The sequence below is a fragment of the Pseudomonas sp. R4-34-07 genome, from assembly GCF_003852375.1.
In the GTDB taxonomy this organism is placed as follows: Bacteria; Pseudomonadota; Gammaproteobacteria; order Pseudomonadales; family Pseudomonadaceae; genus Aquipseudomonas.
Genome location: NZ_CP027760.1, coordinates 4,536,375 through 4,549,863, shown reverse-complemented (window position 1 = coordinate 4,549,863; position 13,489 = coordinate 4,536,375). Strand labels below are relative to the sequence as shown.

Sequence of the window (13,489 nt, the reverse complement as noted above, 5' to 3'; positions counted from 1 at the left end):
CCGGACACACTCAGGTAAAGAGGACAAGAATAATGCAACCTGATTTTTGGAATGACAAACGCGCGGCGGGTGTGCCTAACACCATCGACCTCACTGCCTATCAATCAGTGATCGAAGTCTTCGAGCGTTCCTGCAAGACCTTTGCCGACCGTCCGGCGTTCAGCAACATGGGCATTACCCTGACCTACGCCGAGCTTGAGCGCCAGAGTGCGGCGTTCGCCGGTTACCTGCAGCAGCACACCGACCTCAAGCCCGGCGAGCGCATCGCGGTGCAGATGCCCAACGTGTTGCATTACCCGATTGCGGTTTTTGGCGCACTGCGCGCCGGGCTGATTGTGGTCAATACCAACCCGTTGTACACCCCGCGTGAAATGCGCCACCAGTTCAAGGACGCCGGCGTGCGTGCGCTGGTCTACCTCAACCTGTTCGGTTCGCGGGTACAGGAGGTGTGTACCGACACCGAGATCGACTACCTGATCGAAGCCAAAATGGGCGATTTCATGCCCGCCGCCAAAGGCTGGCTGGTCAATACCCTGGTCGACAAAGTCAAGAAGATGGTCCCGGCCTACCACCTGCCGCGTGCGGTGTCGTTCAAGCGCGCCTTGCACATGGGCGCGGGCCTGGGCGTGACGCGACATCCGGTGAGCCTCGAGGACATCGCCGTGCTGCAATACACCGGTGGCACCACCGGCCAGGCCAAGGGCGCGATGCTCACCCACGGCAATCTGGTGGCGAATATGCAGCAGGCGCGGGCGTGCATGTCGCAACTGGGGGACGACGGCCATCCGCTGATCAAGGAAGGGCAGGAGGTGATGATTGCGCCGCTGCCGCTGTACCACATCTATGCATTCACCGCGAATTGCATGTGCATGATGGTGTCCGGCAACCACAACGTGCTGATCACCAACCCGCGCGACATCGGCGGGTTCATCAAGGAACTGAAGAAGTGGCGCTTCACCGGGCTGCTGGGGCTCAACACGCTGTTTGTGGCGCTGATGGAGCATCCGGACTTCAAGAGCCTGGACTTCTCTCATCTCAAGTTGACCAATTCCGGCGGCACGGCGCTGATCAAGGCCACCGCCGAGCGTTGGCAGCAGATCACCGGTTGTACGATTGGCGAGGGCTACGGCCTGACCGAAACTTCACCGGTGGCCAGCACCAACCCCTATGGCAATCAATCGCGGCTGGGCACAGTAGGAATTCCGGTGCCGGCCACGGCCATGAAGGTGATCGATGACGAGGGCGTTGAGTTGCCGTTGGGTGAACGCGGCGAACTGTGCATCAAGGGCCCGCAGGTGATGAAGGGCTATTGGCAGCAACCGGCGGCCACGGCCGAGGCGCTGGACGCCGAGGGGTGGCTCAAGACCGGCGATATCGCCGTGATCGATACCGACGGCTTTATACGCATCGTCGACCGCAAGAAAGACCTGATCATCGTCTCGGGTTTCAACGTCTACCCCAATGAGATCGAAGACGTGGTGATGGCCCATCCGGCCGTGGCCAACTGTGCGGTGATCGGCGTGCCGGATGAGCGCACGGGAGAAGCGGTGAAGCTGTTTGTGGTCGCGCGTGCCGAAGGTGTGAGCCTTGAGGAATTGAAGGCCTACTGCAAGACCAACTTCACCGGGTACAAAGTGCCCAAGCATATTGTGCTCAGGGATTCGCTGCCGATGACGCCGGTGGGGAAAATCCTGCGGCGGGAGCTGCGCGACATCGCCTGAACCGAATAGCTACAAAATGTGGGAGGGGGCTTGCTCCCGATTGCGGTGTTTCAGGCACAGATGCAGTGACTGACACTCCGCCATCGGGAGCAAGCCCCCTCCCACATTGTTTTGTATTGCCCGCAAAGCCCTATTCCAGAGCCTTTCAGTGGGTTATTTTGCCTGCGTTAAAAGTGTGACCAATTATTGTAGGACAGTCGTGTTAGTGACCGTGGGGCCCTCTTTTGGCTCTAGTCGGCCCTTGGCAAAGCTGCTACTCTCGGCGCGCTTTGTGACGTCTAGGCCTGCTTGAAGCGCCAGATTCACCTTAAAAAAACATACACCAATAATAATCGCATCAAATGCGATGATGAATTCGCGTCGCTGAGGAGTGGGCTTCCATGAACGAAGACTTTTGGAAGGATAAGTACCCCGCCGGGATTGCTGCACAAATCAATCCAGACGAGTATCCGAATATTCAGGCGGTACTGAAGCAGTCCTGCCAGCGCTTCGCCAACAAACCGGCTTTCAGCAACCTGGGCAAGACCATCACCTACGGTGAACTGTACGAATTGTCCGGCGCATTCGCCGCCTACCTGCAACAGCACACCGACTTGAAGCCTGGCGACCGAATCGCCGTGCAACTGCCCAATGTCCTGCAATACCCGGTCGCCGTATTCGGCGCTATCCGTGCCGGGCTGATCGTGGTCAACACCAACCCGCTGTACACCGCGCGGGAAATGGAACACCAATTCAATGACTCCGGGGCCAAGGCCCTGGTTTGCCTGGCCAACATGGCGCACCTGGCTGAAAAAGTCGTGCCCAAGACCGCCATCAAACACGTGATCGTGACCGAAGTCGCCGACCTGCTGTCGCCGTTCAAGCGCCTGTTGATCAACAGCGTGATCAAGTACGTGAAGAAAATGGTCCCGGCCTATCATTTGCCGCAAGCGATCAAGTTCAATGACGTGCTGGCCAAGGGGCAGGGCCGGGCGGTCAGCGATGCCAACCCGGCCAGCGGCGATGTGGCGGTGCTGCAATACACCGGCGGCACCACCGGCGTGGCCAAGGGCGCGATGCTCACCCATCGCAACCTGGTCGCCAACATGCTGCAATGCAAGGCGCTGATGGGCTCCAACCTCAACGAAGGGTGCGAGATCCTGATCACGCCGCTGCCGCTGTACCACATCTATGCGTTTACCTTTCATTGCATGGCGATGATGCTGATCGGCAACCACAACATCCTGATCAGCAACCCGCGCGACCTGCCGGCGATGGTCAAGGAGCTCTCGAAGTGGAAGTTCAGCGGCTTTGTCGGCCTTAATACCCTGTTCGTGGCGCTGTGCAACAACGAAGCTTTCCGCAAGCTGGATTTCTCCGCGCTGAAGGTCACTCTTTCAGGCGGCATGGCGTTGCAGCTGGCGGCCGCCGAACGCTGGAAAGCCGTGACCGGTTGTGGCATCTGCGAAGGCTACGGCATGACCGAGACCAGCCCGGTGGCCACGGTCAACCCGATCCAGCATATCCAGATCGGCACCATTGGCATCCCGGTGCCCTCCACCGTGTGTAAAGTGATCGCCGACGACGGCACCGAGCTGCCGCTGGGCGAAACCGGCGAGCTGTGCGTGAAGGGCCCCCAGGTCATGAAGGGCTACTGGCAGCGCCAGGACGCAACCGACGAAATGCTCGACAGCGAAGGCTGGCTGAAGACCGGCGACATCGCGATCATCCAGCCCGACGGCTACATGCGTATTGTCGATCGCAAGAAAGACATGATCCTGGTCTCGGGTTTCAACGTGTATCCCAACGAACTGGAAGACGTGCTGGCAGGCCTGCCGGGCGTGTTGCAGTGTGCGGCCATCGGCGTGCCGGATGAAAAGTCCGGGGAGCACATCAAGCTGTTCATCGTGGTCAAGCCAGGCGCCACCCTGACCAAGGAGCAGGTGATGGAACACATGCGCGCCAACGTCACCGGCTACAAGGTGCCCAAGGCCGTCGAATTTCGCGATGCGCTGCCGACCACCAATGTGGGCAAGATTCTGCGGCGTGAATTGCGCGATGAAGAACTGAAGAAGCTCGGTTTCAAAAAGTAACGCACTTCAAATGTGGGAGGAGGCTTGCTCCCGATAGCGGTGGGCCAGTCGCAGATAACGTGACTGACACTTAGCTATCGGGAGCAAGCCCCCTCCCACATTTATGACTGCGTTATTACAGGGCGAACTGCGCAAAGCTGATTCCCGCACCGGCAGGGCGCACGTCCTTGAGGAACGAGTCCTTGTCGGCGCTCAGTTCCAGGGTGATTTCCGGCTTGCGCTTGCCGGCATTGCGCACCACCAACCCTTCGAGGTTCTCACGCAGGAACGCCGTTGGCACTTTCAGGTGCAGCAGTTGGTCAGTCTCGGCGTTGTGCATCAACAAGTGGATCCACTCGTACTGGCCCACGCCAATCCGCGCCACTGGCAAGTCGAACCACCAGATATTGCGTTTGGGGTCCAGGTCGGTGAAATGGCAGTTGTTGACGCCGAGTACGGCGCCGCCCAGTTCCTGGTTTCTGCGGGCGATGGCCTGTGCTTTATTGAGTTTCATAACCTTCCTACGGGATCTGTTATTCAGCGTTCGAGCCTGAATCTGCCGGGCATTCTCGTGGGTTGGCCGCAAAACATAAAGGCAAACCTGCCCCTTTCGATCAAATGCACACTTAAAAATAATTGAAACTCTGGCGCTTGGCTTCCAGTCAACCGCTACGTAGTGACCTAAAACCATTTGATTGTTATCAGGAGTAATACCATGAGCAGCACTTCCGATAAGGTAAAAGGCGTAGCTAATGAAGCCGCCGGTAACATCAAGCAAGGTGTCGGCAAGGTGACGGACAACGACAAACTGCGTGCTGAAGGCGTGATCCAGGAAAAGAAAGGCGAAGCTCAGCAGGCAGTGGGCAAGACCAAGGACGCAGTGAAAAAAGCGACCGAGTAAGACGGTCCGGCTGGCTCATCCCAGCAGCCCGACGGCCATCTACGGATGGCCGTTTTTGTATCCAAGGCTGCAACTAAAGTTTAGAAATTGTTTCAAAGTCGCCAAGTGGGCTACTTTGATGTAAAAAACGGCCCCTGAGTCGCCCGCGACCTCACCCTCTTTGCGGCGAAAGGAGACGCTATGATTTTTCCGGTACTCGATGGTCTCAAGCTGCACAAGGTGCTGGTGCGCACCGTAACGGAATTCGTCGACGACGAGATGCCCACCTACGCCTCGGCTCTGGCCTACCAGATGCTGTTCTCGTTGTTTCCCTTCCTGTTGTTCCTGATTGCCCTGATCGGGTTCCTGCATCTGCCGGATTTCTTCACCTGGCTGCGCCTGCAGTCGGAGCTGGTATTGCCGCCCCAGGCACTGGAGCAGGTCAACCCGGTGATCGACCAGTTGCAGCAATCCAAGGGCGGGCTGCTCTCGGTGGGTATCGTGATCGCCCTGTGGACCGCCTCCGCTGGCGTACGCCTGATGATGAGCGCGATGAATGCGGCCTATGACGTGGTGGAGGGGCGGCCGATCTGGAAGCGTTTCCCGCTATCGATTTTCTACACCATCGGCATCGCTGGCATGCTGCTCGCCGCCGCCGCGCTGATGGTGCTCGGCCCGCAGGTGATGGAATGGCTGGCGGGGCAGATCGGTATGCAGGAATTCGTTGTCACGCTGTGGACCATCCTGCGCTGGCCGCTGATCGTGATCCTGCTGATGTTTGCCGTGGCCCTCATGTACTACGTGATGCCGGACGTCGAACAGGAGTTTCGCTTTATCACCCCCGGTTCCGTATTGGCGGTGGTGGTGTGGATCGTCGCTTCCCTCGGCTTTGGCTACTACGTTAAAACCTTCGCCGACTACAACGCCATGTACGGCAGTATCGGCGCGATCATCGTGTTGCTCTTGTACTTCTATATTTCCGCCGCCGTGCTGTTGCTTGGCGCGGAGATGAACGCCGTGATCGAACACATGTCCGCCGAAGGCAAGGACCCCGGCGAAAAAGAAATCGACGAACCGGGCCATACCGGTGAAAAACAACATGTCTCAGGCCTGGGCCGGGACCATTCCAAGCCTCTTACCGTTGAGCCTGATCAATGATCCGTGAAATCCTGAAAATGGGCGATGAACGTCTGCTGCGCATCGCCCCGCCAGTGCCGCCGGAAATGTTCGACAGCCCCGAGCTGTGGCAACTGATCGATGACATGTTCCAGACCATGGAACACGTGGGCGGCGTCGGCCTGGCTGCGCCGCAGATCGGTGTGGACCTGCAATTGGTGATCTTTGGTTTCGAGGCCAGCGAACGCTACCCGGAGGCACCACCGGTACCGCAGACCATCCTGATCAACCCGTTGATCACACCGCTCAGCCCGGTGCTGGAAGAGGGATATGAGGGCTGCCTGTCCGTCCCCGGCCTGCGCGGCGCTGTGGACCGTTATCAGCAGATCCGCTACGAAGGTTTCGACCCCAAGGGCGAGCCGATCGTACGCTTCGCCGACGGCTTCCATGCACGGGTGGTGCAGCATGAGTGCGATCACCTGATCGGGCGGTTGTACCCGTCGCGGATTACCGACTTCAGCAAGTTCGGGTTTATCGAAGTGATGTTCCCGGAAATGGACCCAACCGCCGACGAATGACCAGCAGACTGCAACAGGTCCAAATGTGAGAGGGGGCTTGCTCCCTGTAGGAGCGAGCTTGCTCGCGAAAGATGTCAACGATAACGCGTGCTTGCTGAATGAACGCGGTGCCTGTGAGTTTTTCGCGAGCAAGCTCGCTCCTACCCACTTCTATCGGGCGCAAGCCATCAGGTTATCGAAGCCCCATCGCGATCATCGGCTTGTTGCGCTTGTAGCGCACCAGCCGTTCACTGAGCGACTGCGGCAACACGGTGTGCTGGGAAAACCCCATGTGCTGGTACAGCGTTTCAAGGTCCGGATGGCACAACAGCCAGACCTTGCCGTCCACACCCGCCACCGCCTGTTGAATCAACCGCGCCGCCAGCCCCTGGCCGCGATAAGCCGGGTCAACGAACACGCCGGTCAGCCATTGCCCACCGACCACGGGGGTCAGGCATAACCCGGCAACGATCTGCGTGTCCCTCGCCACCCACAACTGCCCGTCCTTGAGCGCCTTCATCGACGAGTTGTGGCTGCGGTAAAACTTGTTCAGCAGCGGCCATAGCGGCGCTGCCAAGCGTTCGATGTGCATGTTCAAACCAATGAAAGGGCGAGGCGGGCATTGTAGCCGTTGCCGGCAGGGCGCAAACATCGGCCTGCGAGTCCGCATATAAAGTTATAAATAGATGACTTTTTAATATTATTAATGAATAAGAGGGCTTGCTAGGATCGCTGCTTCGAAGCACCCGACATACCGTGCCCAACCGCACCCGCCGTCAAGGTCAAGGAAGCGCTCTTATGCTGAAAATAATTGCTGTCGCCGTTCTTTCGCTGGTCGCCGCAAACGCCCTGGCCGCCGATCCAGCCACGCTGCGCATTGGCTATCAGAAAAGCTCGGTGAGCATGGTGCTCGCCCGTGAACACAAGCTGTTCGAAGCCGCGCTGCCCGGCACTCAGGTGCAGTGGACCGAGTTCCTCGGTGGCCCGCCGCTGATCGAGGCGCTGAACGCCGGCAGCCTGGACATCGGCAATATCGGCGACATCCCACCCATTTTCGCCCAGGCCGCCGGTATCGAGTTGCAGTACATCGCCGTCGAGCCCAATGAGGGCAAAACCGAAGCCGTGCTGGTGCCTCAAGCCAGCCCCATTCAGAGCGTGGCCGAACTCAAGGGCAAGCGCGTGGCGCTGCTCAAGGGTTCCAGTGCGCACAACCTGTTCCTCAAGAGCCTGCTGCGCGCCGGCTTGCAGTGGAAAGATGTGAACGTGGTGTACCTGTCGCCCTCCGACGGGCGCGCCGCGTTCGAGCAAGGCAAGGTGGACGCCTGGGTGGTGTGGGACCCTTACTACTCGGCCGCCGTGGTCGACGGTGCCGCCCGCGTGTTGGGCACCGGTGAAGGCCTCAATCCGGCCGGCAGCTTCTTCGTGACCAGCAGCGCGTTTGCCCGGCAAAATCCCCAGGCCATTGCCACCATCCTGCAAACCCTCGGCAAGGCGCAGCGTCTGTCCCTGGACCAACCCGAAGACAGCATCGCGCTGATGGCCAAGACCCTGGGCCTGCAACCGGCGGTGGTCAAACGCTACTTCGAACACCGCTCGCCCGAGCCGATCCGGCCGCTGCAGGCGGTCGACATCGCCAATCAGCAACGCACCGCCGATTTGTTTTTCGCCAATGGCTTGATTCCGAAGAAGGTTGATGTGCAGCAGGTTGTGTTCAAAGGTCCATAAGCCCTGGGGCGGGGGAGCGGCTCCCTCGCCACTACTTGATTACCTGACCGCTCATGGATTTTCCGCTGCCAGGGCCGCAACCACAGTGGGCCGCTTGCCCACCCGTTGTTGAAATGCCACCAACGCCGGCCATTCATTCAGCTCAATCCTATGAACCGCCGCCCAACGCAGCACCACAAACAGATACGCATCCGCTACCGAATACTGCGCGCCCAGCAAATAATCCTGTTGCTCCAACGTTTGCACCAGCACCGCAAAACGTTTGAATAATGTGGCCTGGAACAGGGCCCGCACCTCGCCCTGGATTGCCCTGTTGAAAAAGACCGCCAGCCCGCCATGCACTTCGGTGGCGATGAAATTCAACCACTCTTGCAAGCGCACGCGCTCCCAGCTGCCGTTGGCCGGGGCCAGATGGGCATCGGGCTTCAGGTCGGCGAGGTATTGCAGGATCGCGCTGGCTTCGGTCAACACCTGGCCGTTGTCCAGTTGCAGTGCCGCTACGTAACCTTTGGGGTTGATCTGCAGGAAATCCCTGCCGTCGGCCGTGGTCTTGGCTTGGTTATCCACGCGCACCAGGTCGAAGGGCAAGGCCAATTCCCGCAGCACGATATGGGGGGCGAGCGAGCAGGCATTCGGGGAAAAATACAGTTTCATGGAGGGCCTCTATGTCGGGTTTGCGCCAGTCTCGCGGGCATGGCACCGTGGGTAAAATTAAAGCTTCATACCCCACCCATAAGGACAGCTACTGCCATGATGAACTTGATGCATTGGCGCCTGCTGGTGGCGGTGGCCGATCACGGCAGCATCACCGCCGCTGCCGAACGGGTGGGCATGACCCAGTCCGCCGCCAGCCAGGCCATGGCATCCATGGAGATCGCGTTGGGGGTGCAACTGTTCACCCGCGAGCCGCGCAAGACCTTGCCCACTGCCTTGGGGGTGAGTGTGATCGAACAGGCGCGGGTGATGCTCAGTGCCTTGCAGGCGATACGCTGCCGCGTGGAGGAAGCCCGACCCATGCTGCGTGGGAACCTGCGCATCGCGTGTTTCCCTCAGGTACTGGCGAAGTTTCTGAGCCCCAGGTTGCAGCGTTTTGCGCAGTTGTATCCGGGCATTGAGGTCACCACCCTTGAGGTCACCGACGACGAAGTGCATGCCTTGCTCGACGCCGACCTGGTCGACCTGGGCGTGGTGCTCAACCCAGAACCCGAGCGCAACCCCACGCTATTGGGGCGGGACATTTGGCTGGCGGTGGTGCCAGCCCGGCACGCGCTGGCGCAGCAGGTCACGGTGACCCTTGCGCAGTTGCTGGAGCAGCCCTTCGTGCTTGCCACCGGCGGCTGCAGCGTAAACGCCCGCAGCCTGAGTGCCGACGCCGGACTGACGCTGCGCGATGTGCGTGCCGAAGTGCGTGAATGGAGCAGCGCTTTCAGCCTGGTACGCGAGGATGTCGGCGTGACCCTGGTGCCGGAAACGACCCTGCCGGCCCAGTGCCAGGGCCTGCGCGTGCTGCCCCTGAGCGTGCCGATACACCGCGAGTTCGCCCTGGTCGGCTCGCCAAACCGCTCATCTTCTGTGGCCGCCGATGCGTTGCTGGCAATGCTGGCTGATAACTGAAAACGCCGCTGACCTGATGTGAAAGAAATTCAAAATGTGGGAGGGGGCTTGCTCCCGATGGCGGTGGATCAGTCAATGAATCGGTGGCTGATACGCTGCTATCGGGGGCAAACCCCCTCCCACATTTTTTGTTCAGCTGTGTGGCTTAGATTGCTGCCAGGGTGTCTTTCACTGCCTGGGCCTGTGGAGCAGCCGCCTTCGCCGCTACCTGCTGCTGTTGCTGCTCCTTTAAACGCTCAGCCACTTGCCGGGCAATCGCGTCCTGTTGTTGCTGCGGCAGGGCCTGCACTTGCTCTTCTGTCATCCCCTGCTCCTTGAGCAACTGCTCGCGGATGCGCTCGGCCGGGGATTTGCTCATGTACTCACTGAGTTCAGCCCGCGCCCCGGAGGTCGTCGCTGTGGCTTGCAACTGCACGCGGGTCTTGGCGAAGGCCTCGTCGATGCGATCGCTCGCCTTGTCCAGGTCCTTCTGGGCGGCCGGCACCGTCACGCTTTGCTGCGCCGTTTGCAGGGCGCCGCTGTACAGCGCGCTGGCAGCGGCGTTGGCCGGGTCCATGTCGGAGCGCTTGAGCTGTTGGACGGTCGACGCGGCTTGGGTGTCGTTGTTAACCAGCATGATCGGTCACCTGGGGGAATGTTCGGTGTGACAGCTGGAGCAATTAGCATGCCGGGCACGACGTGCCCGCTTTTATTGGGGGGCAAGCCGCCGTCGCGGCAAACACTGTCCTGTCGACGGCCAACCCTTGCCGTCAGTGGGCGATATTCTCCAGTGCCAGGTTACGCGTTCGCGGCCCGAACCAACTGATGGTGATCATCACAATCAACATGCTGCTCGCGATAAACGCCAGCACGCCCGGTGTGCCCAGGTGTTCGAGGATAAAACCGATCAGCAGGCTGCTGAACACCGTGGACAAGCGGCTGAACGAGTAGCAGAACCCTACCGCCCGCGCACGGATATTGGTGGGGAACAATTCGCTCTGATACGAGTGATAGCTGAAGCTCAGCCAGGCGTTGCAGAAGGTGATCATCACCCCACAGAAGATCAGCCCCACCGCCGTGGTTTGCACAGCGAACAGGCTGCCGAAGATCACCGCACCCAAGGCCGAGCCGACAATCTGCCACTTGTTCTCAAAACGGTTGGCGACCTTCACGAACAGCAGCGGGCCCAGCGGATAGGCGAGCGTGATGATAAAGGCGTAGAGCAGACTATGGGTTACGCTGACGCCCTGGCCCGACAGCAAGGCGGGCAACCAGTTGCCAAAACCGAAGAAACCGATGGCCTGGAACACATGGAAGACGATGAGCATCAAGGCGCGACGGCGGTAGGGCGGTTGCCAGATATCGGCGAAACGGCCGCTGCCCTGCACGCTGACAGCCTCGGGTTCCGGCGCATCCAGAGGCTTGCCGTGATCCTTCAGGCAGCGCGCTTCAAGGGTATCCATGATCGTGCCGGCTTCTTCGAAACGACCTTTCTGCGCCAGCCAGCGCGGTGATTCCGGCAGGCGCTTGCGCAGTTGCCAGATAAACAACGCAAAGACTGCACTGCTGAGCACCACCCAGCGCCAGCCGGAGATCCCGAACGGCGCCTGGGGCACCAGCCACCATGACATCAGCGCCACTGCCGGCACCGACAGGAACTGGATGAAAAACGCAAAGGCAAATGCCGAACTGCGCATGCGCTTGGGCACCAGTTCCGACAGATAGGCGTCGATCGTCACCAGTTCAATACCCAGTCCGATGCCCACCAGAAAGCGCATGCAGATAATGCCCAGGGCGGACGTCTGGATGCCCATCAGCACCGTGGCGACGGTGTACCAGATCAGCGCAAAGGTGAAGATCGCCCGGCGCCCGAAACGATCGGCGATGGGGCTCAGCAGGCTGGCGCCAAGGAACAGGCCGAGGAAGGTGGCCGAGGCGAACGCGGCCTGGTCGGAAAAGCCAAACACGCCCTGGCTGCCCGTGTGGAAAATCCCGTCGCTGATCAGGCCTGGGCTGATATAGGCCGTCTGGAACAGGTCATACAGCTCGAAAAAACCGCCGATCGACAGCAATGCCACCAGGCGCCAGATACTGGCGACGGCGGGCAGGCGGTCGATACGTGCGCTGATGTGGGCGGCGCGGGTCGGGTCGATGCCGTCGGTGGCGGAGCGTGCAGGCATGGGTCAGAACACTCAGTAAGTGATGGGGATTTCAAAGACCTGGAACGCATCATCCACCGGTTGGTAACCCAGTACACGTATGGTTTCGCTCAGGTCCAGGCGCTTGAAGCGGTTATTGGAAATGCCATGGGCGACCAGGTGTTTCACATCGCGGGTGTCCACCGCGCACTGCAGCAATTGCACCGCATCGCGAGGGCTGAGCCACGCGCTGAGGTCGCGGGCGTTGTTCAGGTCTGCGTGCTGGGGAAACTCGAACGCGCCAATGCGCACGGCAATGGTCGAGAGCGGGGTTTTGGTCGCGTAATAGCCACACAGCGCCTCACCGTAGCATTTGGTCACGCCATACAGGTTGGCGGGCATCACTTGCATGTCGGGGGTGATCTCACGGTCTACCGGATAACCTTCGACAGCTTGCGCGCTGCTGGCATATACCAGGCGCTGCACGCCAGCGGCCACGGCGGCCTCGAACAGGTAGGTGGTGGCGAGGATATTATTGGGTAGCAGCTCCTCGAACGACGCAGCGGGGTCTGGGATACCCGAGAGGTGTACAACCACCTCGATGTTTTCGAGCAGGCTGGCGAGGACGGATTTGTCGCTCAGGTCAGCGCGCACGAAACGGTGTTCGCCCAACGCGAAGTCCGGCTCGACACGGTCGGTCAAGGTGAAGCGGTAGCGGTCTTTCGACGCTTCGAAAAAGGTCTTGCCGATTTTGCCGCAGGCGCCGGTCAGCAGTACGTTGAGTCCGTTCATGGTGTGTCCTTGTTAATTATGGCCGTCGAGCGCGAAGGTCTTGAAGCCTGCATGCTGCCCGCCGAGTCGTTGGTAATACGCCGCGATGGCGGGGTAGGGCGGACGCTCCATGGGCGTCACTTGCCAGCGGTGTACCGAGAGGCCGATCAGGATATCGGCGAGGGTGAATTCATCGCCCGCTACGTAAGCGCCGGTCTTGGCCAACTGTTGTTCCAGAATGCCCATCACGCTGTTCCAGCGCTGCACGGCGGCGGCAATCTGTGCTGCGTCCAGGCCGTCGGGATTGTTACGCACCAGCGCGGTGAACGCATCGCCCCAGGCACGGTTGAGTTCGACCGCTTGCCAGTCGATCCATTGTTCGACGCGCGCCCGTGGCGCGGGCTCGACGGGCAGCAGGTCAGTGCGTTGATAGAGGCCGACCAGGTAGCGGCAGATGGTATTGGATTCCCACAGCACGCCATGGTCGTCGATCAGCACCGGCACCTGGGCATTGGGGTTCAACGCGAGAAATTCGGGGGATTGGGTGGGCTTGAAGCCGATGCCCCAGTCTTCACGCACGTAGTCGATACCCAGTTCCTGGCAGGTCCACAGTACTTTTCGTACGTTAATGGAGGAGGCGCGGCCCAAGATTTTCAGTGAATGTCCCATGGTGCTTCCCTGGCGATGGAAAGTGGTCAATTTAGCAGGGGCCAAGTGGGCATGGTTAAAAAATGTGGGAGGGGCTTGCTCCCGATAACGGTGAATCAGGCAGTCTATCTGTTGCTGACCCACCGCCATCGGGGGCAAGCCCCCTCCCACATTTTGACCGAGTAGGGACTTAAGCGCGTGGGGTGTGTTGGTCCATGGTCTTCCATCTAAGTTTGTAGGTGATATCTGCAGGTAGAGTCTGAAAACATAGTTTTTCAAGTTCTAGCTG

At 59.9% G+C, this 13,489-nt stretch carries 14 protein-coding genes; 7 read left to right on the top strand and 7 right to left on the bottom strand.

The features are described from left to right. Window positions 1-32: 32 nt before the first annotated feature. Together fadD2 and fadD1 are read left to right on the top strand one after the other, a co-directional pair. Window positions 33-1,721 (top strand): long-chain-fatty-acid--CoA ligase FadD2, encoded by a 1,689-nt coding sequence (fadD2, locus tag C4J85_RS20950; protein WP_124410625.1) that lies wholly within the window; start codon window positions 33-35, stop codon window positions 1,719-1,721. Between the two features lie 380 nt (window positions 1,722-2,101). Next, a complete protein-coding gene (gene fadD1, locus C4J85_RS20945; RefSeq protein ID WP_124408004.1) occupies window positions 2,102-3,793 on the top strand; it encodes a long-chain-fatty-acid--CoA ligase FadD1 in 1,692 nt (563 codons plus the stop codon). Between the two features lie 115 nt (window positions 3,794-3,908). Here the strand turns inward: fadD1 and C4J85_RS20940 are convergent, their stop codons facing one another. After that, the gene (locus tag C4J85_RS20940; RefSeq protein ID WP_124368109.1) at window positions 3,909-4,286 is read right to left on the bottom strand and encodes a hypothetical protein; all 378 of its coding nucleotides are present in this window, start codon (window positions 4,284-4,286) and stop codon (window positions 3,909-3,911) included. 201 nt (window positions 4,287-4,487) lie between these two features. Here C4J85_RS20940 and C4J85_RS20935 point away from each other — a divergent pair, with 201 nt between their 5' ends. The 3 genes from C4J85_RS20935 (at window position 4,488) to def (ending at window position 6,346) form a co-directional block, all read left to right on the top strand. Continuing rightward, the gene (locus C4J85_RS20935) at window positions 4,488-4,673 is read left to right on the top strand and encodes a CsbD family protein (protein WP_124368108.1); all 186 of its coding nucleotides are present in this window, start codon (window positions 4,488-4,490) and stop codon (window positions 4,671-4,673) included. A gap of 180 nt (window positions 4,674-4,853) precedes the next feature. Beyond that, window positions 4,854-5,810 carry a YihY/virulence factor BrkB family protein gene (locus C4J85_RS20930; protein ID WP_124368107.1) on the top strand — a complete coding sequence of 319 codons (957 nt, stop codon included), beginning with the start codon at window positions 4,854-4,856 and terminating at the stop codon, window positions 5,808-5,810. Further along, window positions 5,807-6,346 carry a peptide deformylase gene (gene def, locus C4J85_RS20925; protein WP_124408002.1) on the top strand — a complete coding sequence of 180 codons (540 nt, stop codon included), beginning with the start codon at window positions 5,807-5,809 and terminating at the stop codon, window positions 6,344-6,346. Before C4J85_RS20930 ends, def begins: the two co-directional genes overlap by 4 nt. Before the next feature lie 172 nt (window positions 6,347-6,518). Here def and C4J85_RS20920 read toward each other — a convergent pair whose 3' ends face one another. Beyond that, on the bottom strand, window positions 6,519-6,917 hold the full coding sequence (locus C4J85_RS20920) for a GNAT family N-acetyltransferase (protein ID WP_124368105.1): 399 nt from the start codon (window positions 6,915-6,917) through the stop codon (window positions 6,519-6,521). Between the two features lie 206 nt (window positions 6,918-7,123). Between C4J85_RS20920 and C4J85_RS20915 the strand changes: the two genes are divergently transcribed. Beyond that, window positions 7,124-8,050: an aliphatic sulfonate ABC transporter substrate-binding protein gene (locus tag C4J85_RS20915; protein ID WP_124368104.1), complete on the top strand. Its 927-nt coding sequence runs from the start codon at window positions 7,124-7,126 to the stop codon at window positions 8,048-8,050. Between the two features lie 51 nt (window positions 8,051-8,101). On the opposite strand, the gene gstA is transcribed toward C4J85_RS20915, so the two are convergent. Further along, window positions 8,102-8,704: a glutathione transferase GstA gene (gene gstA, locus C4J85_RS20910; RefSeq protein WP_124410624.1), complete on the bottom strand. Its 603-nt coding sequence runs from the start codon at window positions 8,702-8,704 to the stop codon at window positions 8,102-8,104. Between the two features lie 96 nt (window positions 8,705-8,800). Between gstA and C4J85_RS20905 the strand changes: the two genes are divergently transcribed. Continuing rightward, window positions 8,801-9,664 carry a LysR family transcriptional regulator gene (locus tag C4J85_RS20905; RefSeq protein ID WP_124410623.1) on the top strand — a complete coding sequence of 288 codons (864 nt, stop codon included), beginning with the start codon at window positions 8,801-8,803 and terminating at the stop codon, window positions 9,662-9,664. Between the two features lie 145 nt (window positions 9,665-9,809). On the opposite strand, the gene C4J85_RS20900 is transcribed toward C4J85_RS20905, so the two are convergent. The 4 genes from C4J85_RS20900 to C4J85_RS20885 all read right to left on the bottom strand — a co-directional run bounded on the left by C4J85_RS20900 (window position 9,810) and on the right by C4J85_RS20885 (window position 13,221). Continuing rightward, the gene (locus C4J85_RS20900; RefSeq protein ID WP_124405086.1) at window positions 9,810-10,280 is read right to left on the bottom strand and encodes a hypothetical protein; all 471 of its coding nucleotides are present in this window, start codon (window positions 10,278-10,280) and stop codon (window positions 9,810-9,812) included. Window positions 10,281-10,413: 133 nt separating this feature from the next. After that, window positions 10,414-11,823, bottom strand: coding sequence for an MFS transporter (locus tag C4J85_RS20895; RefSeq protein WP_124410622.1), 1,410 nt, complete (start codon window positions 11,821-11,823; stop codon window positions 10,414-10,416). 12 nt (window positions 11,824-11,835) lie between these two features. Then, on the bottom strand, window positions 11,836-12,573 hold the full coding sequence (locus tag C4J85_RS20890; protein ID WP_124410621.1) for an NAD(P)-dependent oxidoreductase: 738 nt from the start codon (window positions 12,571-12,573) through the stop codon (window positions 11,836-11,838). Window positions 12,574-12,585: 12 nt separating this feature from the next. Further along, window positions 12,586-13,221 carry a glutathione S-transferase family protein gene (locus tag C4J85_RS20885; RefSeq protein WP_124407997.1) on the bottom strand — a complete coding sequence of 212 codons (636 nt, stop codon included), beginning with the start codon at window positions 13,219-13,221 and terminating at the stop codon, window positions 12,586-12,588. Window positions 13,222-13,489: the final 268 nt, after the last annotated feature.

What these genes read in the sequence shown, in the direction of transcription:
- fadD2 (WP_124410625.1), top strand. Translation starts at nt 33, where the DNA reads ATGCAACCTGATTTTTGGAATGACAAACGCGCGGCGGGTGTGCCTAAC.
- fadD1 (WP_124408004.1), top strand. Translation starts at nt 2,102, where the DNA reads ATGAACGAAGACTTTTGGAAGGATAAGTACCCCGCCGGGATTGCTGCA.
- C4J85_RS20940 (WP_124368109.1), bottom strand. Translation starts at nt 4,286, where the DNA reads ATGAAACTCAATAAAGCACAGGCCATCGCCCGCAGAAACCAGGAACTG.
- C4J85_RS20935 (WP_124368108.1), top strand. Translation starts at nt 4,488, where the DNA reads ATGAGCAGCACTTCCGATAAGGTAAAAGGCGTAGCTAATGAAGCCGCC.
- C4J85_RS20930 (WP_124368107.1), top strand. Translation starts at nt 4,854, where the DNA reads ATGATTTTTCCGGTACTCGATGGTCTCAAGCTGCACAAGGTGCTGGTG.
- def (WP_124408002.1), top strand. Translation starts at nt 5,807, where the DNA reads ATGATCCGTGAAATCCTGAAAATGGGCGATGAACGTCTGCTGCGCATC.
- C4J85_RS20920 (WP_124368105.1), bottom strand. Translation starts at nt 6,917, where the DNA reads ATGCACATCGAACGCTTGGCAGCGCCGCTATGGCCGCTGCTGAACAAG.
- C4J85_RS20915 (WP_124368104.1), top strand. Translation starts at nt 7,124, where the DNA reads ATGCTGAAAATAATTGCTGTCGCCGTTCTTTCGCTGGTCGCCGCAAAC.
- gstA (WP_124410624.1), bottom strand. Translation starts at nt 8,704, where the DNA reads ATGAAACTGTATTTTTCCCCGAATGCCTGCTCGCTCGCCCCCCATATC.
- C4J85_RS20905 (WP_124410623.1), top strand. Translation starts at nt 8,801, where the DNA reads ATGATGAACTTGATGCATTGGCGCCTGCTGGTGGCGGTGGCCGATCAC.
- C4J85_RS20900 (WP_124405086.1), bottom strand. Translation starts at nt 10,280, where the DNA reads ATGCTGGTTAACAACGACACCCAAGCCGCGTCGACCGTCCAACAGCTC.
- C4J85_RS20895 (WP_124410622.1), bottom strand. Translation starts at nt 11,823, where the DNA reads ATGCCTGCACGCTCCGCCACCGACGGCATCGACCCGACCCGCGCCGCC.
- C4J85_RS20890 (WP_124410621.1), bottom strand. Translation starts at nt 12,573, where the DNA reads ATGAACGGACTCAACGTACTGCTGACCGGCGCCTGCGGCAAAATCGGC.
- C4J85_RS20885 (WP_124407997.1), bottom strand. Translation starts at nt 13,221, where the DNA reads ATGGGACATTCACTGAAAATCTTGGGCCGCGCCTCCTCCATTAACGTA.